The organism is Leptolyngbya sp. DQ-M1 (assembly GCF_039962505.1).
GTDB lineage: Bacteria > Cyanobacteriota > Cyanobacteriia > Leptolyngbyales > Leptolyngbyaceae > Leptolyngbya.
Genome location: NZ_JAMPLJ010000002.1, coordinates 56,953 through 82,357, shown reverse-complemented (window position 1 = coordinate 82,357; position 25,405 = coordinate 56,953). Strand labels below are relative to the sequence as shown.

24 protein-coding genes, 1 tRNA gene and 1 pseudogene are annotated in these 25,405 nt (G+C 48.3%); 9 read left to right on the top strand and 17 right to left on the bottom strand.

The window, feature by feature from the left end; all coding sequences use genetic code 11:
• Nucleotides 1-185: 185 nt before the first annotated feature.
• The 4 genes from NC981_RS06410 to NC981_RS06395 all read left to right on the top strand — a co-directional run bounded on the left by NC981_RS06410 (nt 186) and on the right by NC981_RS06395 (nt 4,281).
• Nucleotides 186-959 carry an isochorismatase family cysteine hydrolase gene (locus tag NC981_RS06410; RefSeq protein WP_348242112.1) on the top strand — a complete coding sequence of 258 codons (774 nt, stop codon included), beginning with the start codon at nt 186-188 and terminating at the stop codon, nt 957-959.
• A gap of 120 nt (nt 960-1,079) precedes the next feature.
• On the top strand, nt 1,080-2,087 hold the full coding sequence (locus NC981_RS06405; RefSeq protein WP_348242111.1) for a VCBS repeat-containing protein: 1,008 nt from the start codon (nt 1,080-1,082) through the stop codon (nt 2,085-2,087).
• 91 nt (nt 2,088-2,178) lie between these two features.
• Nucleotides 2,179-2,637: a cupin domain-containing protein gene (locus NC981_RS06400; RefSeq protein ID WP_348242110.1), complete on the top strand. Its 459-nt coding sequence runs from the start codon at nt 2,179-2,181 to the stop codon at nt 2,635-2,637.
• A 21-nt stretch (nt 2,638-2,658) separates the two neighbouring features.
• A complete protein-coding gene (locus NC981_RS06395) occupies nt 2,659-4,281 on the top strand; it encodes a CocE/NonD family hydrolase (protein WP_348242109.1) in 1,623 nt (540 codons plus the stop codon).
• Here NC981_RS06395 and NC981_RS06390 read toward each other — a convergent pair.
• The 8 genes and pseudogenes from NC981_RS06390 to NC981_RS06355 form a co-directional block, all read right to left on the bottom strand.
• Nucleotides 4,273-5,580 (bottom strand): monooxygenase, encoded by a 1,308-nt coding sequence (locus NC981_RS06390; RefSeq protein ID WP_348242108.1) that lies wholly within the window; start codon nt 5,578-5,580, stop codon nt 4,273-4,275. The genes NC981_RS06395 and NC981_RS06390 overlap by 9 nt on opposite strands.
• A gap of 82 nt (nt 5,581-5,662) precedes the next feature.
• Nucleotides 5,663-5,890: a hypothetical protein gene (locus tag NC981_RS06385; protein WP_348242107.1), complete on the bottom strand. Its 228-nt coding sequence runs from the start codon at nt 5,888-5,890 to the stop codon at nt 5,663-5,665.
• A gap of 4 nt (nt 5,891-5,894) precedes the next feature.
• A pseudogene (locus NC981_RS06380) lies at nt 5,895-6,128 on the bottom strand (hypothetical protein).
• Nucleotides 6,125-7,471 (bottom strand): 3-phosphoshikimate 1-carboxyvinyltransferase, encoded by a 1,347-nt coding sequence (gene aroA, locus NC981_RS06375; RefSeq protein WP_348242106.1) that lies wholly within the window; start codon nt 7,469-7,471, stop codon nt 6,125-6,127. The pseudogene NC981_RS06380 and the gene aroA overlap by 4 nt, the downstream one beginning before the upstream one ends.
• Nucleotides 7,472-7,522: 51 nt before the next feature.
• Nucleotides 7,523-8,659 carry a GNAT family N-acetyltransferase gene (locus NC981_RS06370; RefSeq protein ID WP_348242105.1) on the bottom strand — a complete coding sequence of 379 codons (1,137 nt, stop codon included), beginning with the start codon at nt 8,657-8,659 and terminating at the stop codon, nt 7,523-7,525.
• Between the two features lie 2 nt (nt 8,660-8,661).
• The gene (locus NC981_RS06365; RefSeq protein WP_348242104.1) at nt 8,662-9,420 is read right to left on the bottom strand and encodes a tetratricopeptide repeat protein; all 759 of its coding nucleotides are present in this window, start codon (nt 9,418-9,420) and stop codon (nt 8,662-8,664) included.
• An 85-nt stretch (nt 9,421-9,505) separates the two neighbouring features.
• Nucleotides 9,506-10,834 carry a hypothetical protein gene (locus NC981_RS06360; protein WP_348242103.1) on the bottom strand — a complete coding sequence of 443 codons (1,329 nt, stop codon included), beginning with the start codon at nt 10,832-10,834 and terminating at the stop codon, nt 9,506-9,508.
• A gap of 163 nt (nt 10,835-10,997) precedes the next feature.
• A complete protein-coding gene (locus NC981_RS06355; RefSeq protein WP_348242102.1) occupies nt 10,998-12,632 on the bottom strand; it encodes an alpha-D-glucose phosphate-specific phosphoglucomutase in 1,635 nt (544 codons plus the stop codon).
• A gap of 281 nt (nt 12,633-12,913) precedes the next feature.
• Between NC981_RS06355 and NC981_RS06350 the strand changes: the two genes are divergently transcribed.
• On the top strand, nt 12,914-15,454 hold the full coding sequence (locus tag NC981_RS06350) for a glycogen/starch/alpha-glucan phosphorylase (protein WP_348242101.1): 2,541 nt from the start codon (nt 12,914-12,916) through the stop codon (nt 15,452-15,454).
• Between the two features lie 61 nt (nt 15,455-15,515).
• On the top strand, nt 15,516-16,154 hold the full coding sequence (locus NC981_RS06345; protein WP_348242100.1) for a histidine phosphatase family protein: 639 nt from the start codon (nt 15,516-15,518) through the stop codon (nt 16,152-16,154).
• A gap of 17 nt (nt 16,155-16,171) precedes the next feature.
• Here NC981_RS06345 and NC981_RS06340 read toward each other — a convergent pair whose 3' ends face one another.
• The 5 genes from NC981_RS06340 to NC981_RS06320 form a co-directional block, all read right to left on the bottom strand.
• Entirely contained in the window at nt 16,172-16,438 is a 267-nt protein-coding gene (locus NC981_RS06340; protein WP_348242099.1) for a hypothetical protein, read from the bottom strand.
• A gap of 196 nt (nt 16,439-16,634) precedes the next feature.
• Nucleotides 16,635-17,729 carry a spermidine/putrescine ABC transporter substrate-binding protein gene (locus NC981_RS06335; RefSeq protein WP_348242098.1) on the bottom strand — a complete coding sequence of 365 codons (1,095 nt, stop codon included), beginning with the start codon at nt 17,727-17,729 and terminating at the stop codon, nt 16,635-16,637.
• Nucleotides 17,730-17,738: 9 nt separating this feature from the next.
• On the bottom strand, nt 17,739-18,851 hold the full coding sequence (locus NC981_RS06330; RefSeq protein ID WP_348242641.1) for an ABC transporter ATP-binding protein: 1,113 nt from the start codon (nt 18,849-18,851) through the stop codon (nt 17,739-17,741).
• A gap of 183 nt (nt 18,852-19,034) precedes the next feature.
• Nucleotides 19,035-19,640 (bottom strand): DUF3318 domain-containing protein, encoded by a 606-nt coding sequence (locus NC981_RS06325; protein WP_348242097.1) that lies wholly within the window; start codon nt 19,638-19,640, stop codon nt 19,035-19,037.
• A gap of 304 nt (nt 19,641-19,944) precedes the next feature.
• Entirely contained in the window at nt 19,945-20,484 is a 540-nt protein-coding gene (locus tag NC981_RS06320) for a Photosystem I reaction center subunit III (RefSeq protein ID WP_348242096.1), read from the bottom strand.
• A 157-nt stretch (nt 20,485-20,641) separates the two neighbouring features.
• Between NC981_RS06320 and tsaD the strand changes: the two genes are divergently transcribed.
• On the top strand, nt 20,642-21,685 hold the full coding sequence (gene tsaD / locus NC981_RS06315; RefSeq protein ID WP_348242095.1) for a tRNA (adenosine(37)-N6)-threonylcarbamoyltransferase complex transferase subunit TsaD: 1,044 nt from the start codon (nt 20,642-20,644) through the stop codon (nt 21,683-21,685).
• On the opposite strand, the gene NC981_RS06310 is transcribed toward tsaD, so the two are convergent.
• Nucleotides 21,682-22,245 (bottom strand): hypothetical protein, encoded by a 564-nt coding sequence (locus tag NC981_RS06310; RefSeq protein WP_348242094.1) that lies wholly within the window; start codon nt 22,243-22,245, stop codon nt 21,682-21,684. The genes tsaD and NC981_RS06310 overlap by 4 nt on opposite strands.
• 183 nt (nt 22,246-22,428) lie before the next feature.
• Here NC981_RS06310 and NC981_RS06305 point away from each other — a divergent pair.
• Nucleotides 22,429-22,502, top strand: a tRNA-Asp gene (locus NC981_RS06305).
• A gap of 95 nt (nt 22,503-22,597) precedes the next feature.
• Nucleotides 22,598-23,164: a chromophore lyase CpcT/CpeT gene (locus tag NC981_RS06300; RefSeq protein ID WP_348242093.1), complete on the top strand. Its 567-nt coding sequence runs from the start codon at nt 22,598-22,600 to the stop codon at nt 23,162-23,164.
• On the opposite strand, the gene NC981_RS06295 is transcribed toward NC981_RS06300, so the two are convergent.
• From NC981_RS06295 to NC981_RS06285, 3 genes are all read right to left on the bottom strand, one after another.
• Entirely contained in the window at nt 23,161-23,562 is a 402-nt protein-coding gene (locus NC981_RS06295; protein ID WP_190379947.1) for a MarR family transcriptional regulator, read from the bottom strand. The genes NC981_RS06300 and NC981_RS06295 overlap by 4 nt on opposite strands.
• 121 nt (nt 23,563-23,683) lie before the next feature.
• Nucleotides 23,684-24,511 (bottom strand): carbohydrate ABC transporter permease, encoded by an 828-nt coding sequence (locus NC981_RS06290; protein WP_190379609.1) that lies wholly within the window; start codon nt 24,509-24,511, stop codon nt 23,684-23,686.
• A 48-nt stretch (nt 24,512-24,559) separates the two neighbouring features.
• Nucleotides 24,560-25,360 (bottom strand): class I SAM-dependent methyltransferase, encoded by an 801-nt coding sequence (locus NC981_RS06285; protein ID WP_348242092.1) that lies wholly within the window; start codon nt 25,358-25,360, stop codon nt 24,560-24,562.
• Between the last annotated feature and the right edge of the window lie 45 nt (nt 25,361-25,405).

Sequence of the window (25,405 nt, the reverse complement as noted above, 5' to 3'; positions counted from 1 at the left end):
CAGAATTAGAGTTTTGATTTAATCGAACAAGCCCAAGAATTAAGAATAGTTGTATCAGAAAATTCAGCCAATCGAACCTACAGCAAATGATGTTGCTCTTTAAATTCGTGCTCTGATAAACAGCTTGATATAAAACTGTTGTAGTACCTATAGAAGAACGATTTGTAATCAGAGTTCCCCACCTTATGAACCCATCCCTGCACCCGCTTGGTGTCCCTCCGAATGCCTGGTATGTCGATGAATCGATCGCCGATCTGACGCGACCTCCACTTCCACCCCAGCCGATTACACTTCAAACCGCAACGAAAACACTACGGCTTGATCTGACAAAATCCGCATTGTTGATCGTTGATATGCAGAACGATTTTTGTCACCCGGATGGCTGGCTCTCGCATATCGGAGTCGATGTCACTCCGGCTCGATCGCCCATTGTGCCGATTCAACAATTGCTTCCAATTTTGCGCCAAGTTGGGATGTCGATCGTTTGGATCAATTGGGGAAATCGCCCGGATTTGCTCAACATTAGTCCCGCGACTCGTCATGTGTACAACCCTAGTGGAACCGGAGTCGGACTCGGTGATCCCCTGCCGAACAATCAGGCTCCGGTGCTGGAAAAGGATAGTTGGGCAGCCGCGATCGTCGATGAACTCAAACCGATCGACGCGGACATCAAAATCGACAAATATCGCATGAGCGGATTTTGGGATACTCCTCTGGATAGTATTCTGCGAAATTCGGGGAAAACGACGCTGTTTTTCGCTGGTGTAAATGCGGATCAGTGTGTGATGGCAACTCTACAAGATGCGAATTTTCTCGGATATGACTGCATCTTGCTCGAAGACTGCACCGCTACCACCTCTCCAGAGTTCTGCCTGCAAGCAACGCTGTATAACGTAAAGCAATGTTTCGGATTCGTGAGTCATTCGATCCAGCTTTTGAACGGGATTAAGATAGCCTAACCTCGGTATCGACAGGTTAATCGCCATAGTGCTATATGTCTATGAAACCACTCTCTTGTTGCAGAAATTTTAGAATGCAGACATATTGAGGTGTCGCAGTTTCCTATAAGAGAATGCAGTATGGCGATTCCTAATACTTTAAATCCTCTAAAAATTCCTGATTTTAATGCTGATGGTCGCACGGATATCTTTAGTTTCAATCCGAATACGGGTGTCTCACAAATTACATTGATTGATGGGCTACGATCGCTCGGTTCAAGCTCTTTTCCTGCGAATTCTCGTGATTGGCAACCCTCGAAATTCGGCGATTTTAACGGCGATCGCAAAACAGATTTAGTTTGGCGCAACACAAAAACCGGAGGCACCGAAGTTTGGTTAATCAATGGCACTTCGATTCAAGCCAAATCCTGTCTCGAAACCTTACAAGGCAATTGGACAGAAACGATCGGAGATTTTGATGCCAACGGCAAAAGCGATTTCTTTTGGTACAACTCCACCACCGGAGACTACAACATTTGGCTGATGAATGGCACTCAGCGCGTTAAGCAATCCAGCGGTGAGATTGGTGCAGGTTGGGAAATCGCGATCGCAGATTTTAACAACGATCAGCAAACCGATTTGTTTCTGCGTAATCCTCTAACCGGAGAGAATGCCGTTGCCACGATTGATCTGGAAACTTTAGCCATTAAAGTCGAAAGCACTCGCTCCAAGTCTCCCACTTCGAGCGCAGAAATTATCGATTTTAATGGTGACGGGCGCAGCGATGTATTTTGGCGCGATCGCCTGACTGGACAAAATCAGCTCTGGGTCTGGTCAACCGACTTGCAGCCACTGTCGTTCCAGTTTTCGCTTCCCGGTCGCAGTCGCGATTTTGTCATCAAGACGGCTGATTTTGATGGCAATGGCAAGACTGATTTTCTCGTTCGCAATCCCAGCAGCGGAGTTAATCAGGTGTGGCTCTCTGGAACAGCGCTAAAGATATCGCCGATCGCCACTCAGTCGGCCGGATTTCAACCGACGATCGGCGACTACAACGGCGATGGTTTCTCTGATATTCGCTGGACAAGTACCGATGGAACTCAGAGTACCGTCTGGTTTAGCAATGGCAACCTTCCTCAAGTGCAGTAGCGATTTATAGTTCGTAATCCGTAATAAATAAACAGAAATTACGGATTGCGAACTATAAATTACAAATAACCTTCACGCTGAGGATGATTCGATGGAAGAGTCTTGTGTTATTCCAGTCGTCAAATCCCCGACCGAGTATCAGGCGTATCGGATCAGTCCAAACGATACCAATCGTCTCGCGATCGTGTTTGATCCGGCGATCGCGAATTTTTCTCTAACGCTTTGTGTTGAGATCTTTGATGTGGGTGGAAAAACGCCACCGAACCGGCATCAACTGGCGGTCGAGATGTTCTTTGTGCTTAAAGGCGAAGGGATCGCGATTTGTGACGGGAAAGAAGTGCCAATTCGAGCGGGCGATAGTTTGCTTGTGCCTCCGACCGGAATTCACGAAGTTTGCAATACGGGATCTGAGCGACTGTACGCCTTGTGTATCATGATTCCGAACGAAGATTTTGCAGAACTAATTCGCAGCGGCACACCTGCTGAACTGGATGAAGAAGATCTAGCGGTGTTGCGGCGTTCACCTGTTCCCCAATTATCGTATGGATAGAGTAATCAACAGGTTCGATTGATGAAGGTTTTGCCGAAGCAATCCGTTTCGATGTACACGCGCGGTAGCTCCACTTCACAAAGTGTTCGCGTCCGCCTTGATGCTGATGTGTACTATCCAGATGCAGAAGGAACGTTTCCGGTGTTGTTAATGCGGCAGCCGTATGGGCGAGCGATCGCATCCACGGTCGTTTATGCACATCCCGTTTGGTACGCCTCCCAAGGCTATATTGTAGTGATTCAAGATGTGCGGGGGAGAGGCACGTCAGAAGGCGAATTTAAGCTGTTTGAGAACGAAATTGAGGACGGTTTCGAGACGGTAAATTGGGCGGCAAGTTTGCCCCGCAGTAACGGCAAGGTTGGAATGTACGGCTTCTCTTATCAGGGAATGACACAACTCTATGCCGCAGTAAACCGCCCGGAAGCACTGAAAGCTATTTGTCCAGCAATGTTAGCTCCAGATGTGTATCACGACTGGGCCTATGAGAATGGCGCATTTTGTCTGTTTGCGAACTTAGGTTGGGCAATTCAACTGGCAGCAGAAACAGCGCGACTCAAGGGAGATGAATCCGCATTTTTAGAGCTATCTAGAGCCGCAAAAAATCTGCCGTTGAGCGATCGTATTCCCGCCCGTCCAGAGTTGATGCAGAAGTTTGCTCACTATGATGCTTACTATCAAACTTGGCTCGATCGTTCTGAGCCAACTGATTCTTATTGGCAGAAATTAACCGTTGATGTGAGCGCAATTGATATTCCAATGCTCTACATCGGAGGTTGGTTTGATACTTACATGCGGGGAACCTTGCGATCGTATCTATCCTCGAAGCAAGCGCATTTGATTGTTGGAGTGTGGGCGCACTTACCTTGGGGTCGCAAAGTTGGAGCGATCGACTATGGCGCGAATGCCGTGAGTTTTTGCGATCGCGCTCAGATTCGCTGGTTTGATCATTGGCTCAAAGATAAAGAGCTAAACGATTCACCTGTGCAATTGTTTGAAATGGGGAGCAATAAGTGGCGATCGTTCTCTAAATTTCCCAGGAGCAATCAAACCACACTGCATCTGTGTAGCACTGGATTGGCGGGAATGGACGATCGCGACGGACAGTTAAAGGATCAAGTTTCCGAAGCTGCGATCGATGTGATCGTGCATGATCCGTGGCGACCTGTTCCGGCTTTGGGCGGTCATGTGGCTTATCCTTGTGGATCGTTCGATCGTTCTAGCATTGATGCTCGCAGTGATGTCCTCACCTACACAACTGCACCCTTAGAAGCTGATTTGCATTTAATCGGTGAGAGTATTGTTGAGGTTTATGCAAGTTCTAATTCACTCAGCTTTGATCTATGTGCTGTATTGTCTGAAGTCAAACCGAATGGTAGTGTAATGAACTTTACACAAGGATATTTGAGCAGCGATCGTCCTGAACTTTCCCTATGTCAAATCCCATTGCAGCCCACCTGTATTTGCATTCCGAAAGGGAGTGCAATTCGCTTGAGTTTAAGCGGGGCTTGCTTTCCAGCTTATCCGGTAAATGCGGGAACTGGAGCAAAACCAGGAGAAGCAAGCGCGATCGACTTTCAGATTATTACAATCATGGTTTATACCGGAGAAGCTTATTCTTCTAAGCTGCATCTAAACCTACAATAATGCTTTCAGTATCAATTGAGGATGAAACAACAGACCGGGAGACTTTAACATATGCCCGATTTGCAGAAATTGTAGGTGCAGGTCAACATCGTTTTGAGCGCGAACAGCAAGTCGATCGGCATAAGCTTGAAACAATTCTCCTGCCCAACTTGGAGGAATCGCGCCCTTCGTCGTCGAGAACTTAGAATCGGAACCCGTCGCAATTGACCAAGGAAACGCATTACTCCGGGCGAGCTGCTTCTGAAAACTCATGCCTTTGAACGTTGAGTTTCGCGATCGCTGAAGCCAGCGACGCAATACCAGCGACGACATCGCACTAACTGTCATTCCTTGACCATAAATCGGACAGAGCGCACACACAGCATCTCCAAGCGCAATTAAACCATCCGGTAGTTTAGTGTTCTCGTAGTGATACAGTCGATTGACCGTAGCTCGATGTGCCTGAATTTCAGAAAGCGGCTCTGCATGAACGATCGCTTGGTAAAACGCAGAGTCAGACAAAGTTTGAGCAAATTTCACAAAGCCTTGATCGTTGAGAGGTGGATAGTCCCGCCCATAACCACCCAAAGTTGCAATCCATTGATCCGCTTCTACCTGTGCTAAGTATCCCAAACGCGGTTGATCTGGAGCTTCTTGACTAATCAAGACAATCTTTGCATCCGGTAGAGCCTCAGCAGGAATGCGGTAACGACGAGTTGCATAGCCCAATCCAGGATCAACGACGGTCATCGGCGGCGGAGTCAAACCCAGATCTTGCAACCACTCCGGCAAGTGGGTACTCCGACCACTCGCATCTACCACTAGCTGAGCCGATAGACTTCCTTGTTGCAGTTTGATGCCCTGAATCGAAGTCGCATTGCCCCACAATCCAATTACTCGCTGATTTTGTAAAAGCTCAACATTCGGAAGACTGCTGACTCGTTGTCGAACTGTACTTTCAAGCAGTGGGCGAGTACAAGTGTAAGATTTTAGCCCGATCGGTGTCTCTGTTGTGGGTGTCCAGTTGCCTTTTTGAAAGTACAGAAAATCCTTGCCCCAATCAAATTCAACTGCACCACGAGCCGCAAGTGTTTCTCCAATGCCCGGAAACAATTCTTCTAGAATTTGGTAGCCTTTGGAAAATAGCACATGAGGCTGAACGGATTGTGGAACACCCCGACGCGGTTCTGCGCTGAGAGGAAGCTGATCGCGATCGACGATCGTCACCCGCTCAAACTGTTCCGATAAAACACGAGCCGCAAGCAGTCCAGCCATACTGCCACCGATCACGATCGCGTGTTGATGCCGTTGAGTAGACATGAGGTTCACCAAGGTTGCGCTACTCAGACGATAATCAAACAACGATTGGAATTGCAAGTGGAGTGCAAAAAATTACCGTTTCTTAGACCATCTTCAGAAGGATATCTTTTGTTGTGCTTGGCAAATCAATCTCTAAAAAATAGCTTGCAGGATACAAATAGTCTTCTCCGCTCTCGTCAATAATCCGAATATCATCGTCTCTGGTCGCACTCGCGTCTGGAACAATGCGATACAGCTTATGAGGCTCTAAAGAGGCTGGATAACCTTCGTTTTTAATGCAAATTGCAAATTTTGGTGTTTCTTCTTGCATGGTTCTAATCCAAGTAGCGTTTACGTTTTATTTCCTTGCGTCCAATTCCATGCGCTTCATACCAATGTAGCTCAGCTAGACGAACATCTCCGCTCTCTAACCTAATCATCGCTGTTCCTTTTAATTTTCGCCACTTCGCCTTGCCCTACTGTTTCCGCAGTCGAGCAAGGTCTCGAATTCCTTTTCCGTTTGCAATGGTTTCAATGTCATCAATTTCGCCAATAATTTCAAAATTCATCGTGCGATCGCTTGTTGCAGCGTTGCCGTGAAGTCAGGATAAGAAATCGCCGCCGCTTCTGCTCGGTGAATCGTGGTTGTACCAGCAGCATTCAAAGCCGCGATCGCTAAACTCATCGCAATTCGATGATCAGTATGACTATCGACTTCGGTTCCCTTCAGCGCGGTTCCTCCAGTGATTTCCATGCCATCGGGAAGTTCGCGAACCGATGCACCCATTTGATTCAGTTGAGTTGCCATGACGGTGATGCGATCGCTTTCTTTTACCCGCAGTTCTTCAGCATCTTTAACGATCGTGGTTCCTTCAGCAAACACCGCAGCGACCGCAAGAATGGGAATTTCATCAATCAATCTCGGAATCACGTTGCCAGAGATTTCACAAGCTTTCAATTTGCTGTGACGCACCCGCAGATCTGCTACAGGTTCGCCTGCGACTTCGCGGGAATTTTCGATCGTAATATCCGCTCCCATGCGTTCCAAAATTTCCAGAACTCCGGTGCGGGTGGGATTGATGCCCACATTCTCGATCGTCAAATCAGAATCGGGCACGATCGCACCCGCGACCAGCCAAAATGCAGCCGAACTAATATCCCCCGGAACAATCACAGTTTGTCCGGTAAGCTTTGCCTGTCCGGTCACAGTCACACTATTTGTTTCAGGATCAACTGTCAGATCGGCTCCAAATGCCCGTAACATTCGCTCACTGTGATCCCGCGATAAAGCTGGCTCTGTCACTGTGGTTTGTCCGTCGGTCATGAGTCCTGCTAAAAGAATGCAGGATTTCACCTGAGCAGAGGCGATCGGCGAATGATAGTGAATCGGTTTTAAGGCTTGTCCCTGAATTGCTAACGGTGCAAGCGAATTTTGTTTGCGTCCCCAAATTTGTGCGCCCATTTGCTGAAGGGGTTTGACCACGCGGGACATCGGGCGAGATCGTAGTGAACTATCTCCGGTGACAGTGAAGAAGCGATCGGGATGAGATGCCAGAATTCCGAGCATTAATCGTAAAGTTGTCCCAGAATTTCCTGCATTCAGAACATCTACGGGTTCAATCAGATTGCCCAATCCGATCCCTTTCACCCGGACTTCTTCGGTGTTCAACTCCGAAATTTCCGCTCCCATTGCGCGAAAACATTCGGCTGTACTGCGCGGATCTTCGCCTAACAACAAGCCTCGAATGATAGTTTCTCCTTGCGCCAATGCTCCCAACATCAAGGCACGATGCGAAATCGATTTGTCTCCGGGAATGCGAATTCGACCTTGCAGCGAGACACCTCCAGCCGGACGCTGGATCACTAAATCATGGTGGGTATCGGTGACACGAAGCTCGATCGCAGAAGACATAACGGCAGCAAAGACAAACTACGTGGTTAATCCTACCATTCTGCGGAAACGCTAAAAGAAATCTGGCATCCACGGTGTAGGGCTGGCAAAGATTTGAGTCGCAGTTTGAATTGCTTCGGGTGTTCCCGTGAGAAGTGATGTCAACGCTAACTGTTCTGCGGAGAATAGTCCGGTGTAGAGCGGTGAGAGCGATCGGATCTCAAGCTGTAGTTCTCCGCGTCCACCGGATGTTACAGTCCCGCGACCATTCTCCACGCTCAGAATGAACTTACCTTGATTGTTGGGCAACATCGCATCTTGAATGTCTAAATGAAGTTCAGCGTTGATGTTTGGATAGTTTCGCAGTTCTAGCGCTCTTTGTAGATGAACAATTCGGAGCATCCAGGGCTTTATCCATTTAACTTTTGCTGTTTGATCCGGTAAACATAAGCTCAGAGCATCAACTGGAGCACTCTTCCATTCAACGCGATCGATCTGGGATAGGTGATTTGATAAGAATGTCCAGAACTGTCTGACAGCCGCCGCCGTGAGTAACACCCAATCTCTGATGATCAAACAATCCTGCTTCTGTTGAAAAATGACATACCCTTCGTTCTCAAACTGATACGCATACATTGGGGACTCAGAATGCTTGATCATTTCCCACATCACAGTATTGCGATCGAGAAATCCTTGATTCAAGCAAGCTTGCTGATTGTACAGTTCAGCAAACATCTCAGAGTCTAAGCTAAGCGATCGCACCTCTAATGTATGTTGTTTGCTCTGAATACTCGCCGTTGAAACTTCCCAATGACAAAGCGTTCCCGCCTGTTCGTAACCCGCTTTACGATACAAAGGTTGAGCCGCCGAGAATAAGACTGAGATTGGCGTTTCTTTGGTATGGAGTTCTTGCAGAACGGATTGCAGGAGCGCGATCGCTGTTCCTTTGCCGCGATATTCCGGTGCAATACCAACGGCAGCCACGCCCACCATTGGAATGTTTGCACCGTTGTACCACTGTCCTAGATGCAGTAAGCCCAATCCACCCCCAATTTGGTCATTGATGCGTAAGATTCGAGTGTTCTCGATGCCGATCCGATTGAGGTAAGCAGCTTCATCAGATGGAAGAGCATTAAAACATTGGGTTAGAATCTTGCCTAATTGCTTGATCTCATCGGTGTGTTGTGGTGTGTGGTAGGTAAATTGCATAGTTACTTGGCTGCAAGAAGTTGCTGGGCAGTTTTGATTTGCTCTGAGGTAAAGCCTGCTCTGGCAAGATAGGTGAGAGAGCTACGATCGCCATATCTCGGATCAACAGTAATCGCTTGCTGAAAAATCTGTTGAGCAGAGACTTTATCGCCCTGACCTTGATAAGCAATAGCGAGTGCAATCCAAGGGTGCGGATTGTTTGGTTCTAGTTCAGCAGCGCGTTTCGCACATTCGATCGACCAATCATACATTGCTAATCTCTCATAAGATAAGCTCAGATTGTAGTAAGGGATTTCATTGTTTGGATTGAGCATGGTTGCCCAAGTGTGTGTCGCTACAGCCTGAGAAAGATCGCCATTTACCAGATAGGCAATCCCCAGCGCATTAAAGGTCTCAATGTTGAATGGATTGTAGAGAATCGCACTTTGTAGCATACCAATTGCTTCTGGGCGACGATTCGCCAAGTGCAATGTCCAACCTAGACCAATCCGACCTGCAAGGTTTTTGGGATCGAGTTCAACGGCTTTTTCAAAGGCTGCGATCGCGCTCTCGAATTGTTCTTGATTGCGGTACTGAATTCCTCGTTGGCGATAGTCTGCGGCAGATTGAGCGACTGAGACTTGAGCCGTTCCAGCGATGACAGCAAGGGAGAGGAGAGTAGTACAGAAAGGATTCGCTACGGTGTTGAATCTGGGTAGCCCCCTAAGTCCCCCATGAATGGGGGACTTTGAAGTAGAACGGGCTTGAAGTCCCCCATTCATGGGGGATTTAGGGGGCAGAAGACGACCGAAACGAAGCGAAGAATTTCGTCGAACTAATGTTAAAGCATTAAAGATACGCATAAGCTCAACGGGAAAGGGCTTCAATCTGAGCAGAAATCGCAGCAGGGGTGTTGGGTGATTCTACAACAATTAGATATCCGGTTGGTTTTGCTCCGAGCTTATTTAACAATCCGGGCATATGAGCCGATCGCAGTCGTCCGTTGCTGTCGTAGAGTTCCAGTGCAGAAAGACAGCCGATCGCAGGATTCCAGCCGCGACTTTGCGGGTAGCGCTGATTGTTGGTAAAGAAGCTTGGATTTTCTCCGCTTCCGTGAATTCTAAACAAGTTGCGTCCAGCCATTCCCGCCCAGTAACTTGCTTGAATTGGAAAATAGCTGCGCCAGCTTGGAGGCAGTAATGCGTTATATCCATCCAGCTTTCCAGCTAGTGTTCCTTTGCGTCCGGGAATGAATTCTTTGACTCCGGGTTCAAGCGGCGCAAATAGCTGGACTAAGGAATAAAAGCCATAGGCACGAAAGAAATCTGTATCAGGTTGTGGAATCGTTCCTTCGATGCGGTAAATACCTTGCGGAGTGTAGCCGCGTGAGAAATTCCAGGAGAGATTATGCAGCGATCGCGTTAACAATGGCATCGTCCACAGTCGCCCATTTTCCCGCACAAATCGCCCTCGCTGATCTTTGAGAAAAGCGGAACACAATTGAGAACGATCGCGATTACAAAAAACATAAAGCTGCTGTTGATTTGGAACGATCGTCCAGGCGAGTAAATCTCCAATCGGTGGTGTGCGCGTCGGTGTTGTGAGTTCTGTAATTGTTGTGTAAAGGCTTACATTCTCAGACCAGCGTGGAAAGCGTTGTGCAATGAAATTAATTAACTGTTGTTGCTCTGTTACACTCGTGCCTGATTTTGCCAGTGCAGACAGAGACATCGCAACCCATCGGGGATTGGAACTTTGGGCGATCGTTTGAATGAATTGTTGCTGTAAGTTCGGAGTCGGCTTGCTGAGATAAAGCTGTGTCCCGACCTGTAGCGCCATTTCGACGGTACGGGCTTGAGCAGGTGTGAGATTTTGTGGTGTGAGGGTGAGAATTTGGGCGATCGTCTCTCGGATGTAAGTATCTTGCGGCTCAATCACTGCCGTTGCCCAGAGCAGTTTGCGCCAGTGAGTTTCGTTAGAGTCTACAACTGGGTAGCGCGTCAAATCGTAAGCTGCGGGTGTGATGAGGTTTAATTGTTCCTGTCGCTGACGAATTCGAGCTTCGGAGGTGGCAATCGGAACTGTAAGACTTTGTGCAGGTGCGATCGCAGTTGTGAGCGTGAGAAGCAGGCTTGCAAGGGGGGCGAGAATGCGACGAGTCATATCGGGTAGAGAAGAATTGCGTTTGGGCGACATTGGGGTTTTTGTCGCTGCGTTTGGATTCTTTCTAGCCCCCTAAATCCCCCACAAGTGGGGGACTAAGAGAAAGGAGAAATTCCCCAAACTGAAGAAATTCTCTGATCTTCAAAGTCCCCCATTCATAGGGGATTTAGGGGGCGAAGATCGATCGGGTCAACGATCAGGTAATCACTGTCGGCTTGTCCATTCCAGTCAAGGACTTAATCTGAGCCACCGAATCCGCAATCCGAATCAAGTCCGAGAGTGCATCTTGTGGATCAGCATTGTGTTTTGCTGGATCAGCCTCATACCGCTCTACATACAGTCGCAAGGTTGCGCCCTGAGTTCCCGTTCCCGACAGTCGGAACACAATCCGCGAACCATCGGTAAAGCCAATCCGAACCCCTTGTTTCTGGCTCACACTGCCATCGATCGGGTCTGTGTAGCTAAAGTCATCACTGTAGGCGACTTCATAACTGCCAAATTTCTGACCTTTTAGCGTTGGCAATTTGTCTCGCAGTTGAGTAATTAATGTGTTCGCTCGATCGCTGTCGATAGCTTCATAATCATGACGAGAATAGTAGTTTCGTCCATAAGTCCGCCAGTGTTCACGCATCAATTCTTCAACCGATTGCTGCTTCACTGCCAAAATATTTAACCAGAACAATACCGCCCACAATCCGTCTTTTTCGCGAATGTGATTCGATCCGGTACCAAAACTTTCTTCGCCACAGAGTGTAACTTTACCCGCATCGAGCAAATTCCCGAAAAACTTCCATCCGGTCGGCGTTTCATAGCAATCGACTCCGAGTTTTTCCGCCACGCGATCGGGCGCTTGCGAAGTGGGCATCGATCGGGCAATTCCCGCGATTCCGTTCCGATATCCCGGAACTAAGGTGGCATTTGCCGCTAGAACCGCCAAACTATCGCTCGGTGTGACAAAAAAGCGACGACCCAAAATCATATTGCGATCGCCATCTCCATCCGAAGCCGCCCCGAAATCCGGTGCATTCTCTCCGAACATCACTTCGACCAAATCATGCGCGTACACCAAGTTTGGATCAGGATGTCCCCCGCCAAAATCTTCAAGTGGCGTGCCATTTTGCACGGTTCCTTTGGGTGCGCCTAAACGCTGCTCGAAAATCGCGTGAGCATAAGATCCCGTCACTGCATGAAGCGAATCCATGCACATCCGAAACTTTCCGCCCGTGAACAATTGGCGGATGCGATCGAAATCAAACAGCGATTCCATCAGTGCTGCATAATCAATCACTGAATCAATCACTTCAACGGTCATTTTTTCCAGTTGAGTGGTTCCAAGGATATCTAAATTGACATCCGGAGCGTCGAAGATTTTGTATTCGGTGATGGTTTTACTGCGATCGTAAATTGCTTCAGTAACTTTCTCTGGAGCAGGGCCGCCATTTCCAATGTTGTACTTAATTCCAAAATCGCCATCCGCTCCGCCAGGATTGTGGCTGGCTGAGAGAATGATGCCGCCGAACGCATTGTATTTGCGGATTACAGCAGAAGTCGCAGGCGTTGAAAGAATTCCGCCCTGACCGACTTTCACTCTTCCAAATCCATTCGCAGCCGCCATTTTTAAGATAATTTGAATCGCTTGACGGTTATAAAAGCGACCATCGCCCCCCAAGACCAGTGTCTGTCCGGCAAAATCACCAATGCTATCGAAGATCGCCTGAACGAAATTTTCAAGATAGTGGGGTTGTTGAAAGACCGTTACGAGTTTCCGCAAGCCAGAAGTTCCAGGCTTTTGATCGGAAAACGGCTGTGTTGTCACGGTGTTAAGGGTCATTCCAGTAGCTCTCTTTTCTCACGTCAAAGTTTTAGCTGGCAAGTTCATTGTCCACTACTTTCGCAACCGTGGAATAAATCTCTAAGTTCAAACTTTGCTGATTGTGAATTGGGACTGATTGTGAACTGGGGTTGATTGTGAATTGGGCGGCTTACCTAACTGCTCCGACTTAAGGATGATTTATGGTTTGAACAATAGCTTTTTTTGCTACCGTATCGGCAGTCTGTCATTTCTTGTAAAACTAATTTTTTATCCGATCGTTCTATTACCGCGCCAAACTTATGCAAGCCGAAGAGATTCAACTTCCCACTACAGACGAGCTACTTCGCGACGATCGCACCGGACTCGATGTGGACACGCTCAAACGATCAGTTCTGAATAACTTGTTTTATGTCCAAGGGAAGTTTCCAGAAATCGCGGCGCTGAATGATTACTACATGGCGTTAGCCTATACGGTACGCGATCGCTTACTCAGAAGCTGGCTAATTACCACACAAACCTACACAAAAGTACAGCCGCGCCAAGTGTGCTATCTCTCGGCAGAATTCTTGTTGGGGCCGCATCTGGGCAACAATTTGATCAACTTAGATATCTATGATCAAATGCGGCAAGCAACGCAAGAGTTGGGATTGAATTTTGATGAACTGCTGGCGCAAGAAGAAGAACCGGGATTAGGCAATGGCGGTTTGGGACGATTAGCGGCGTGTTATCTCGATTCGATGGCGACATTAGAAATTCCCGCGATCGGCTACGGAATTCGCTATGAGTTTGGCATTTTTGATCAGGATATCCGCGACGGCTGGCAAGTTGAAATTACCGACAAATGGCTCAAAAACGGCAATCCCTGGGAACTAGCGCGACCAGAATGGGCAGTCGAAATTCAACTCGGTGGATGGACTGAGCGCTACACCGATGAGCAGGGGCGCAACCGTGTCAGATGGATTCCCAATCGTGTCTTAAAGGGAGTTCCCTACGATACACCGATTCTCGGCTACAAAACGGACACTGCAAACACCTTACGGCTCTGGTCAGCCCAAGCGGTCGAGTCTTTTGACTTCGCAGCGTTTAACTCCGGGAACTACTACGGTGCAGTGGGCAGCAAAATGGCTTCCGAGAACTTGTCAAAGGTGCTTTATCCAAACGATGAGCAAGTCCAAGGAAAACAATTGCGGTTAGAGCAGCAGTTCTTTTTCGTGTCTTGTTCGCTGCAAGATGTGATCCGGACTCATCATGAACAAAGAAGAATGCCGATCGAAACGCTGCACGAATACTTCACGTTTCAGTTGAACGACACGCATCCAGCGATCGCGGTTGCTGAATTAATGCGATTGTTGATTGATGTGCATGGCTTGGAGTGGGATGTTGCTTGGCACGTTACCCGCAATACGTTTGCCTACACGAATCATACGCTGTTGCCTGAAGCCTTGGAGCGCTGGTCGATCGGTCTGTTTGGGTCATTGCTGCCGCGACATCTAGAAATTATTTATGACATCAACGCGCGATTCTTAGATGAAGTACGGCAGAAATTCCCGAATGATCTCGATCGCATTCGGCGGATGTCTTTGATTGATGAATCGGGGGAGCGATATGTGCGAATGGCGAATTTGGCAACCGTTGGCAGTTATTCGATCAATGGGGTGGCTGAATTGCATACTCAGCTTCTCAAGCAAGATGTGCTGCGCGACTTTGCTGAGATGTATCCGGAGCGGTTTAACAATAAAACGAATGGAGTTACGCCCAGACGATTTATGGTGCTGAGCAATCCCAGGCTCTCACACCTGATTACCAGTAAAATCGGTGAAAACTGGATTAAGAATCTCAACGAACTCCGCAAGCTAGAACAGTTTGTTGATGATCCGCAGTTCCGCGATGAATGGAAGCAAATTAAGCAAGCGATTAAGCAGGATCTTGCAAACTATATTCAGCGTGAGAATGAGATTGAAGTCGATGTAAACTCAATTTTTGACATTCAATCGAAGCGTTTCCATGAATACAAGCGTCAGCATTTGAATGTATTGCACATTATTACTTTATATAATCGCATCAAAGCAAATCCTGATCTAGAAGTGACTCCACGCACCTTTATTTTTGGCGGTAAAGCTGCACCCGGCTACAAGATGGCGAAGTTGATTATTAAATTAATTAACTCGATCGCGGATGTAATCAACACCGATCCAGACGTGCGAGGACGAATCAAAGTCGTTTTCCTCAAGGACTACAACGTCAAATTCGCTCAACGAGTCTATCCGGCTGCCGATTTGTCTGAGCAGATTTCAACCGCCGGAAAAGAAGCATCGGGAACCGGAAATATGAAATTCTCGATGAATGGGGCACTGACGATCGGAACGCTCGACGGCGCAAACATCGAAATCCGGGAAGAAGTCGGTGCAGAAAATTTCTTCCTATTCGGGCTAACCGCCTCAGAAGTAGCAGTTCTCAAAGCAGAAGGCTATCAACCGATGAAGTATTACAACGAGAACCCGGAATTGAAGCAGGCGATCGATCAAATTGCGTCGGGCTTTTTCTCGAAGGGCGATTCTACACTGTTCAAGCCGCTCATTGACTCACTATGGTCACCAGATCCCTTTATGCTTCTGGCAGACTACCGATCGTATGTCGAAGCTCAAGAGCGAGTGGGCGAAGCGTTTCGTAATCAAGACCACTGGGTACGGATGTCGATCTTGAACACAGCGCGGATGGGTAAATTCTCATCCGATCGCGCTATTCACGAATACACCCAAACCATTTGGAACGTTCCGCCGCTCAAAGTCTGTCCGCCGGGAGAGCCTTGTTCAATTCATTGCCCCAAATCACTGATGTAAGTTCTGTTCAATTGTTGCAACCTGAGAAAGTTCAACGCTCTCCTAAACTTCTTCGATTCCTATGGCTTTAACGCTTTATTTTCTGCGTCATGGAGAAACCACCTACAGTCAAACCGGGGGCTTCTGTGGCTCACTTGATCCTGATCTCACCGACGAAGGCTTACAGATGGCGATCGCCTTCGGCAAAGCTTACTCCAAGCTCGATTGGAAAGCTGCGTATGTCAGCCCGATGAAACGCACGATCGCAACAGCAAAACCGCTCTGTGATGCAGTCGGATTAGAAATGCAATTGCGAGATGGATTACGAGAGATTGAATACGGCGAATGGGAAGGAAAAACTCAGGATTATGTCAAAGAACATGATCAAGAAACCTATATTCACTGGATGACGGAACCTGCTTGGAATGCTCCGCCAGGAGGAGAAACCGCCGTTCAAATCGCCAGCCGCTCTGAATTGGTGATTGCTGAAATTGAAGCAAAATATTCAGATGGCAATGTGCTAGTCGTCTCACATAAAGCAACGATACGGATCATGCTTTGTGGATTGCTAGGAATTGATTTAGGACGATACCGCGATCGTATTGATGCCCCTGCTGCGTCGATCAGCGTCGTCGAGTTTGGCAAGTACGGGCCAAAATTAAAGATTTTGGGCGATCGATCATTTATGGATGAGGAACTGCGATCGCGCCCCGGAACCTAACTTGCTGATACGCCTAATCACCCGCCGCTAACATCTTCTCGAACCTGACTAACCATTTCTAGACAGTCGGATGCAACGGGATTATTGTTAGCTGGCTGACGCTGAGCAACTTGCATCAATAACCGCAACGCTTCATTTACAGCATCTTTAGTCGGGAATGCTTGAGCGACATCAGGATCAAGAAGAACTAAATTTGTCCCTGCTCGATAACGCTCAACATACTTACCTCTTACACCCCCTTCGAATTGAGAAGAGTCGTACTCAGGGCGTAGTTCATCTTCCATCACGGTAGCAGCTTCCTCAAAAGAAGCATTGTGCTTTTCGTAGTTTGGCTTTGCTCTATCTGGATTCCACCCGTCAGCATAATATTCCGACTCCGGGTATTAGATCGACTGTCTCGGTCTAATTCTAGGATTTAGAACAGTAGATTGACTAGCTGTTCACATATTACTTCGGCTCGAACAACCCTACAGCAAACGACTAACTACTGGTTAACTTTGTCCAATAGCGATCGTATGCCTCCAAAACCGTCCGCTCCATTGGCAAAATTGACTCTGATTTATCAATAATCTTGGTTGACGGAAACATACCTGGATTCGATCGAAGTGCTTCCGGTAATTTTGCGATCGCAGCTTGGTTCGTGGTCGCAAAAGACAATCGTTCTGTCACCTTCGCGGCTACTTCGGGTCTTAACATAAACTCAATCCAAGCATAAGCTGCATCAGGATTTGGAGCCGTTTTCGGAATCACCATCGTATCGCTCCAGATCGAAGTGCCGCTGGCAGGAATTACATATCTCAACTTGGGTTCTTGACTAATCGCAAGCAGGGCATCCGATGAATATGCCATTGCGATCGACAAGTCACCTGCAATCAATTGATCGCGCCAGCCATTCGTTGTGAATGTTGCGATCGCGGGCTTTAGTTCTTGGAGACGATCGTAGGCTCTTTGCAGTTCTGCTGGATTTTTGGAATTGTAGGAATAAGCGAGCGATCGTAGAGTTGCACCCAAAACTTCTCGCACATCATTGATCAAAGTAATTCGCCGCTTTAGCTTGTCTTTGTTCTCCCAAAGATAGTTCCAATCGGTTAGAGAGTTGGTAATCTTCTCGCTGTTGTAGAGTAAGCCCGTGGTTCCCCAACTCATTGGAACACTGTAGCGATTTCCCGGATCATGTGTTGTTCTCTGGAATCGAGGTAATAGATTGTTTAGGCTCTCTAACCGGAGATGATCCAACTCAGCAAGATAGCCGAGTCGAATCATCTCCGTCACTTTGTAGTCAGAAGGATAAATCACGCTGTAAATTCCCGCTTTTCCCGCCTGGAACGTTGCCAGCATCATCTCATTAGAGTCAAACACATCGAAGGTGACTTTGATTCCCGTTTTGGCACGAAAGGCATCAATCAATTCCTGATCGATGTAGTTTGCCCAAGTGTAGATGTGTAGCTCATCGGAGGCAGTCGCCATTACTCGATCGGTCTGCACCTTTGCCAGCGTCCAACCGCAGCTAGACAGTGCAACCCCAGAGAATCCTGCTGCGGCAGTTTTCAAAAATCGACGGCGAGAATACGACATTTGCGCCTCCTACGATTCGGATAACGCTAAACTGTCGGCGGCATCCCAATGCACATAGATGGGAGCATCAGCGCTCGGAAGGCTGAATGACGTAGGCTGGCGAACAATGATACGATCGCCCGACTTTAGCTGCACAAAACAATGGACATGCGTTCCCAAGTACATCACATCCTGTAATCGACCTGCAAAACAATTCGCTGTATCGCCCACCGGAGCTAAAGCAATCTGAATTTTTTCAGGGCGTACACTCACCATCACCCATCCCGATGTAAGCCGATTGGCGCTCTGCTGTACCGTGAGCTTGATTCCAGTTTCGGTTCTGATCCAGAGTGTTTGAGGATGTGCGCCTTCGATTTTGCCGCGCAATAGATTGGTATCGCCAATGAAGTTTGCAACGAAAGCGGTTTGAGGTCGATCGTAAACCTGCTCTGGTGTACCAACCTGCTCGACTTTGCCCAGATTCATGATGGCAATGCGATCGGACAAGGAAAGCGCTTCTTCTTGGTCGTGCGTTACCATCACAAAGGTAATACCTAGCTCTCGGTGTAAGGTTGAGAGTTCGACCTGCATCTCCTTGCGTAATTTCAGATCCAAGGCTCCGAGCGGTTCATCGAGCAGCAATACGGCAGGACGATTGATTAATGCCCGCGCTACGGCAACCCGTTGCTGTTGTCCGCCAGAAAGCTGTGCTGGAAATCGATTTGCAAGCGATTCGAGCTTGACTAATTTGAGCGCGTCTCGGACTCGATCTTGAATCTCCGATCGCGAACATCGCTGAATCTTTAACCCGAATGCAATGTTCTCCCAGACGGTCATGTGTCCGAATAGTGCATAGCTCTGGAACACTGTATTTGCAGGACGCTTGTACGGGGGAACATTCAGCATCGAGCGATCGCGAATTAAGATATCTCCGGCTGAAGGCTGTTCAAATCCCGCAATCATTCGCAGGGTTGTAGTTTTGCCGCAACCAGAAGGCCCCAAAATGCTAAAAAACTCACCGCGTCGAATGCTCAAATCGATTCCGCGCACTGCGGGTTCGCCGTTGTACACCTTGGTGACTTTTTGCAGTTCGACATCAAATTTGACATCGACACTCCGAGTCGGGGAAGTTTGGGTTGCCATTTCAGCCATAAAGGGACACATCGAGTGCGATCGTGGGTCATGAACGGCGCAGTTGTCCGCTATCTCTGCGACAAACTCATCGTATGCGGAAAACCCAAAATCAGAGCAAATGCCTGATTAAAAGAAATCGCGTGAGTTTGTATTGATAGATTTCCCGGCAACTGGGTAAAACGCTCACGCAATCTACTCGCGCCGCAGTTCGTCTGGAATGCCAACCGGAGAGAGTCCGCCGATCGCTCTCAAGGCTTGACATCGAAGTAATTCCACAAAGTTCAACATCCGCCGTTCATTTTGCGCCACCGACTCGATCGCGCTACATAACGCTTGTGCTGCCTCTGTTTCTGTATATCCGCGTCGCTGAGCAATTTTGATTGCTTTCTCATCTGCATCAAGCTCAACGCGAGAGCTTTTACTGTCGCGCCAGATTTGAAATAGAGCGATCACACTTAATCCACTGGCAGCGGCAACTCCGACAAAATCTTGCTGAGCCAATTCGATTCCCAGCCCGATCGCGCCTAATACAGTTAAGCCTAACATCGGGGAAGGTTGGAGCCATCGAATCCCAAGACTCCAATTCACGGTTCGTAGAATTAACAAATCTCGCTGCGATCGCGACAATCGACTCCACAGATCGAAATTGATGTAAATCGGTCGATCGCTCGTCCACGGAAGCGGTGCGGGAGCGTCGATCACGGCTCTTTGATCGGGTTTACTCACAATTTTGGCGAACATCCGACCGGATGCAGGCATCACGTCGAGCAGTCGCCGGATTTCGGCTTCAGGATTCATCACACAAGAATGGGCAGTTGGCTACACCTACTAGAGTACAAGGTACTTGCTCTAGCAACGAGCTAACTGCCCATTTCAAGTCACTTGGGGCTTACTGGAACAAGAACAGCAAGTCCGGTGCAACCCAGTTAATCAAGATAAATGCGGTTAGGAGAACACTGAGGGTTACAACCCCTAACAGAGCATTCAAGGAAAGATATCTTGCCATAGATAATCTCCAAACAGAAGTGGATAGTTGACGACCTGTTTCGATCGCACTCGCGGCGGATAGTGCAAAATTTGCTTTCACCGCGAGGCGCAGAAATTAGCGTGCCTGTGAGGGCATTTTCCGCTTGTCAGTCCGATTCAGCAGCAGCGAGTCAGCACCTACAGGAATGCGATCGTCACGCTCGATCAGGGTACCCGCAAGGAGTTCCTGGATCGAGAGAAGCGGCCACAGCAATGCAGGCAAAACGCAGCTAATTGCCAAAGGCACATCGATGATGATTTCTTTTTCTTCAGGATTGCCTGCTTTCTTTGCGGCATTCAGGTAAGACCGACCAGAGTAGCCGATCCAACCTGCGATGTACAGAAAGAGCAGACCCGGAAGCGTGAATTCTCCGACGTGCTTGAGGTTGCCATCGGTGATCAAGTGGGGCAGTCCATCGTCTTTACCGCAGAGCAAGCCATGTTCTGCGTAAAGCTCTAGGCGACGACGAGCGGTTGCGTTTTGCGAATCTTGGATTCGTTGGGCAAACACTTCGTTTTCGCTGCAAGGAGTCAGATTATAAGCGTGGGCGGGCTGGACGTTGACAAAGCCAAACCCAAGGAAAATGGCAAGCACTAGAGCAAACAATCGTTGCATGGAATTGTTTCCCTTTATTGACGGATTACAAAGGAGGATTGTGTCAAAAAGTTGATTTTTTGCACAAGATGAGTGGAGCGCTAAACTAGAAAACCAGCCTAGCTCATTCTCGTTGAGCGACTGTAAACAGTCACCTACTCCCAAAACCTACCAGCAAATGGCAACGGTCTTAGCAATTGAAACAAGTTGTGACGAAACTGCGGTGGCGATCGTAAAAAATCGTCACATTTTGAGTAGCGTTGTTTCGTCACAGATCGCAATTCATCAGCAATACGGCGGCGTTGTGCCCGAAGTCGCCTCGCGCCAGCACGTCGAAATCGTGAATCAAGCGATCGACCAGTGCTTGACAGAATCGGGTCTTGATTGGTCGGAAATTGACGGAATTGCGGGGACTTGCACCCCTGGATTAGTCGGGGCGCTTTTGGTCGGATTGACGGCGGCGAAAACTTTGTCGATCGTGCATGACAAGCCGTTTATCGGAGTGCATCACTTGGAGGGACATATTTACGCCTCGTATTTGAGCGATCCCGACTTGGAGCCGCCGTTTCTTTGCTTGCTAGTATCTGGGGGGCATACCAGCTTAATTTACGTCAAAGATTGCGGCCGGTATGAGGTGCTAGGTCAAACCCGTGATGATGCGGCTGGAGAAGCCTTTGATAAAGTAGCTCGATTATTAAAGCTAGGGTATCCGGGAGGCCCGATCATTGATCGTCTAGCCGCTGAGGGTGATCCAAAAGCATTCGCGCTTCCTGAAGGCCAGATTTCGCGACCGGAAGGAGGATTTCATCCCTATGATTCGAGTTTTAGCGGGTTGAAAACGGCAGTGTTGCGGTTAACTCAGCGGCTTGAAGCAACTGGGGAACCCTTGCCGATCGCAGATCTCGCCGCAAGTTTTCAAGCCACAGTCGTTCGTGCGTTAACGAAACGGGCGATCGCTTGTGCACGAGATTATGGACTAAATACGATCGCGGTTGGGGGCGGTGTGGCGGCAAATCGCGGGTTACGAGAGCAACTTCAAGCCGCAGCAGCGCCGTACAACATCAAAGTGATGTTTCCACCGATGAAATTTTGTACGGATAATGCCGCAATGATCGGCTGTGCAGCATCGGAGCATTTAGATCGGGGTCATATTTCAGACTTAGCGATCGCGGCTCAGTCCCGGTTGCCCTTGTCGGAAGTGATGAGCCTGTACCGCGTCTAATTATCCAAGGCTAGCTCCCATTCGCCTGCTTGAGCGTTCCAATCCGGTTGATCTGTCTCTCCCACCACAAACGGCCCCCAATAGCGCTGTGAGCCATCCTGAGCGAAGGCAACCAGCACGTCGCCGCGTTTGAGTTGGATCGATCGGCTCGGTAACGCGACTAGCAATCCCGACTCACTGCCTTCTTGGGGCGCGAAATCCCAATGCGCCGGAAGCGCGAATCCTTTTTGGGGGTCGCTAGACTTCGCGCTTGGTTCTTTCGGCTGACGGGCTAGAAGCGCAACCCGAACAGCGTGGTCGGATTGATTCCGAATCCGCAAATTGCCCTGTCTTGCAGCGAGGGCAGTAGGATCAGGCTTTTCGACTTTAGGCGGGGTCACAGAGTCGGCAGGGGGTGAATTTGCAGTCTTGATCACCGGAACCGTGTTCGGGGTTCCAGAGGAGATCGAAATCTCGATCGGAAACACCTTAAGCAAAATAGTTCCTACGATCGCTGTCAAAGCCGTCGAACAGAGTGCAACTTTAACTGCTGGATGCAACCCACCTTTCCCTTGTTTCATAGCTCCGCCTAGCACCTGCCAATCTTCCTACTTCAGTGATAACAAGGGAATTCAGGATTGGTCAGAAGATTGTGTGGGGATCAAACTTCTTCTTTGAAAAAAATCTTCGTGATTTATTTGACAAATTTGGTAAAACCCTGCATTATAGAGATCGTGCTGAAGAAACAGCGCGAAAGCAAATCTGGGACTGTAGTTCAATTGGTTAGAGCACCGCCCTGTCACGGCGGAAGTTGCGGGTTCGAGCCCCGTCAGTCCCGTAGAAATCACAAAAATTTTAGAAATGAGTTCACTTGAACAGTTTTTCAATTGAAAGATATCTGAAACTTTTATAGAGCGCGATCGAGTCATCAAAGTGCTTCAAACTCTGGCGGCATACCTAGCAGGAGAATTTGATAACCAAGATCAGGCAAGAGAAAGTCCGGCTTGGTTTGTACATCTGCGCCTGTGGCAGCGTCCCGTTCACTTGTTTGAAGATAGCTTGGCGATTTTTGCTGAGCAATCTAATGTTTTGAAGCTTGATCAACCCTACCGACAGCGCTTATTGCGACTGCAAGAGGACGATCGAGGGCTGAAGGTGCAGTATTACCAGTTCAAAGATCCGAGTTCTGTCCGGGGAGCCGGACAACAACCGGAATTGCTCGATCGTTTGACCGAGGATGCGATCGAACTACTTCCGAGCTGTACGCTACAGGTTGCCGTCAATTCGACCGATCAAGGACTTCACTTCATCGCTTCACCGCCGCCCGATACGCAATGTGTGTTCTCGCTTGGGGGCAATACGATTCAAGTTGCGCTGGGATTTGAGGCAATGCGCGATCGCTTCTTGAGCTACGACAAGGGGATTGATCCAGAAACTCAACGACCGATTTGGGGCGCGTTGCTGGGGGCATATGAATTTCAGAAAGTGCGATCGTATTAATCGGCAAAAACCGATTTCAAGCGCTGTAATGCGGTTTTGATTGCGTTTAATTCGTCGGGAGTGAGGCGATCGAACCGCTCTTTGAGATGGGCGATATGAACCGGAAAGATTTTCTCAAATAGCGCTTCCCCTTCGGGTGTCAGAACGATGAGAAAACAGCGACGATTTTCTGGGGGAACTTCTCGACGGACTAAGTTTTTCTGCTCTAGGCGATCGATGATTCCCGTTAGTGTTCCTTTCGTGACCAGCGTTTTCTCTGCAAGCTGATTCATGAACATGCCAGAGGTATTACCGAGCGTGCAAATCACATCGAATTGCGGCGATGTTAAGCCAGTTTCGCGGATGTGGGCTTCGTCGTAGGCGCAAAAAGCTTGATAGGTCGTGGCAAGTTCACGCATAACGGTTAGAAAGGGTTGCTTAGCAGCAGTTTTGGCATCAAAAGGGGCAGCGTTATCAAGTTTCACAGGCAAATTAGGGCTAGTGTTTTACTAATATATCAAACTGTTTCGGTTAGAACTATCATCCTTTTACACCGCTTCCGGCTTCGGTCGGGACGATGTAGCGCTGCATTACGAGGAAAAACAGCAAAATTGGCACGATCGAGATCACTGATCCCGCCGCAATCAAGCGCCAATCGAGCGTAAAGGTTCCCGCTAAATTGGCGACACCGAGCGGTAAGGTGAATAATTCAGGTCGATCGAGCACTAAAAGAGGCCAAAGGAAATCGCTCCATGACCCGATAAACACGAAAATTGCTAGCGTTACCAGTGCAGGACGAATCGACGGAAGCATCACATACCACCAGATTCCAAGCTCTGAGCAGCCATCCATCCGCGCTGCTTCTTCGAGTTCTTTCGGGACTCCTTGAAAGGCTTGTCTCAGCAAGAAGATTCCAAATGCAGACGCGATCGCCGGAAAGATAATTCCAATATAGCTATTTCGCAATCCTAACTGTACCGCTAATACATATAGTGGAATCATCACGATCTGGAATGGAATCAAGATAGTCGAGACGATGGCGCTAAAAATGATTTCTCGACCTGCAAAACTTAATCGTGCTAATGGATAAGCCGCAAGTGAGCAGAATATTAGATTCAATACAACCGTTAACGCTGACACCAACGTACTGTTAAACAGATATCGCCCAAACGGATTGCTCTGCCAAACGGTGACAAAATTCTCCAGAGTCGGTTGCTGTGGAATAAATTGCGGTGGAAATTGAAATAGGTCTTCAGTCGGCGACTTGAATGACGTGCTAACCAACCAGACGAGCGGAATCAGCATCAAAACCGCGATCGCGCTCAGCAAACTGTAAGTCAGAATTGATCGACGCATGTGAGCGCTCATGAGCTTCTCCACCCGTAAACTGATTGTCAATCTTATCTGAATTTGTCGTTACTTCGTTGCGACCACTGCCAAATTCCACGCCATTCGCTTCATGAGTGGAAGTTTTTTTAACACACGATCGAGCTTCTCAAGCCGCAAATAGGTTTTTTCTAATCGCGCTTGCTCCAGAATGATTTTTTTCCAGTAGCGCTCTTTGTTTGGATTAACTCGCTCGATTAGATAAAACTGCAAGAAAATCCACAGCGTTGCAATCCAAAAGGTATCGTAATTTGTTTGGGAATACAGCGATCGAATAAAATCCACAATTTCAATATCTAAAGGCGTTTCGTCTTCGGTTCGCACTTCTGTTGCCAGGCGTCGATAGACATTAATCACCGGATTATGCCGCAACGGATCCCAAAAACAAGCCTTTCCACCGGGTTTAAGAATGCGGTGCATCTCTCGCAGCGTAATTTTCGGATCAGGAATGTGATGCAGTAAATTCGAGGCGTAAACAATATCGAACGTATTATCGGGAAGGTCGATCGCCATCGCATTCACCACCCGACCTTCGACCTGAACTCCATTTCGGGCTGCCAGTTGCAGCGCCACATCCACCATTCCAGGCGAATAATCTGCCGCAATACACTGTGCTCCCAGTCGAGCAAAATAGACGCTATTCTCACCTGCGCCACAACCGAGATCGAGCAGCAATTTTCCTCGGACATCTCCAAGCTGTCTCAAAATAAATCGATTCTCCGGAGCAGTGCAGGCTTCAAAATAATCGGATGCCCGAATGCCATCGACATCGATCGTGCTTGCCCACTGATCATGGAATGCCTGCTCTCGGCGCAGTAAATCATCTTTCATAAGATTTCCAGGAATTTAACCCTCATTAAGCCATAAAAAGGCTGA

Bases quoted from the DNA above. Each gene is read 5' to 3' on its own strand.
- NC981_RS06400 (WP_348242110.1), top strand. From the start codon at position 2,179: ATGGAAGAGTCTTGTGTTATTCCAGTCGTCAAATCCCCGACCGAGTAT.
- NC981_RS06395 (WP_348242109.1), top strand. From the start codon at position 2,659: ATGAAGGTTTTGCCGAAGCAATCCGTTTCGATGTACACGCGCGGTAGC.
- NC981_RS06310 (WP_348242094.1), bottom strand. From the start codon at position 22,245: ATGAAACAAGGGAAAGGTGGGTTGCATCCAGCAGTTAAAGTTGCACTC.
- NC981_RS06370 (WP_348242105.1), bottom strand. From the start codon at position 8,659: ATGCAATTTACCTACCACACACCACAACACACCGATGAGATCAAGCAA.
- NC981_RS06290 (WP_190379609.1), bottom strand. From the start codon at position 24,511: ATGAGCGCTCACATGCGTCGATCAATTCTGACTTACAGTTTGCTGAGC.
- NC981_RS06330 (WP_348242641.1), bottom strand. From the start codon at position 18,851: ATGGCAACCCAAACTTCCCCGACTCGGAGTGTCGATGTCAAATTTGAT.
- NC981_RS06365 (WP_348242104.1), bottom strand. From the start codon at position 9,420: ATGAATGGGGGACTTCAAGCCCGTTCTACTTCAAAGTCCCCCATTCAT.
- NC981_RS06345 (WP_348242100.1), top strand. From the start codon at position 15,516: ATGGCTTTAACGCTTTATTTTCTGCGTCATGGAGAAACCACCTACAGT.
- NC981_RS06360 (WP_348242103.1), bottom strand. From the start codon at position 10,834: ATGTCGCCCAAACGCAATTCTTCTCTACCCGATATGACTCGTCGCATT.
- NC981_RS06355 (WP_348242102.1), bottom strand. From the start codon at position 12,632: ATGACCCTTAACACCGTGACAACACAGCCGTTTTCCGATCAAAAGCCT.
- NC981_RS06295 (WP_190379947.1), bottom strand. From the start codon at position 23,562: ATGCGTGAACTTGCCACGACCTATCAAGCTTTTTGCGCCTACGACGAA.
- NC981_RS06390 (WP_348242108.1), bottom strand. From the start codon at position 5,580: ATGTCTACTCAACGGCATCAACACGCGATCGTGATCGGTGGCAGTATG.
- tsaD (WP_348242095.1), top strand. From the start codon at position 20,642: ATGGCAACGGTCTTAGCAATTGAAACAAGTTGTGACGAAACTGCGGTG.
- NC981_RS06335 (WP_348242098.1), bottom strand. From the start codon at position 17,729: ATGTCGTATTCTCGCCGTCGATTTTTGAAAACTGCCGCAGCAGGATTC.
- NC981_RS06385 (WP_348242107.1), bottom strand. From the start codon at position 5,890: ATGCAAGAAGAAACACCAAAATTTGCAATTTGCATTAAAAACGAAGGT.
- NC981_RS06320 (WP_348242096.1), bottom strand. From the start codon at position 20,484: ATGCAACGATTGTTTGCTCTAGTGCTTGCCATTTTCCTTGGGTTTGGC.
- NC981_RS06405 (WP_348242111.1), top strand. From the start codon at position 1,080: ATGGCGATTCCTAATACTTTAAATCCTCTAAAAATTCCTGATTTTAAT.
- NC981_RS06325 (WP_348242097.1), bottom strand. From the start codon at position 19,640: ATGAATCCTGAAGCCGAAATCCGGCGACTGCTCGACGTGATGCCTGCA.
- NC981_RS06410 (WP_348242112.1), top strand. From the start codon at position 186: ATGAACCCATCCCTGCACCCGCTTGGTGTCCCTCCGAATGCCTGGTAT.
- NC981_RS06340 (WP_348242099.1), bottom strand. From the start codon at position 16,438: ATGGAAGATGAACTACGCCCTGAGTACGACTCTTCTCAATTCGAAGGG.
- NC981_RS06350 (WP_348242101.1), top strand. From the start codon at position 12,914: ATGCAAGCCGAAGAGATTCAACTTCCCACTACAGACGAGCTACTTCGC.
- aroA (WP_348242106.1), bottom strand. From the start codon at position 7,471: ATGTCTTCTGCGATCGAGCTTCGTGTCACCGATACCCACCATGATTTA.
- NC981_RS06285 (WP_348242092.1), bottom strand. From the start codon at position 25,360: ATGAAAGATGATTTACTGCGCCGAGAGCAGGCATTCCATGATCAGTGG.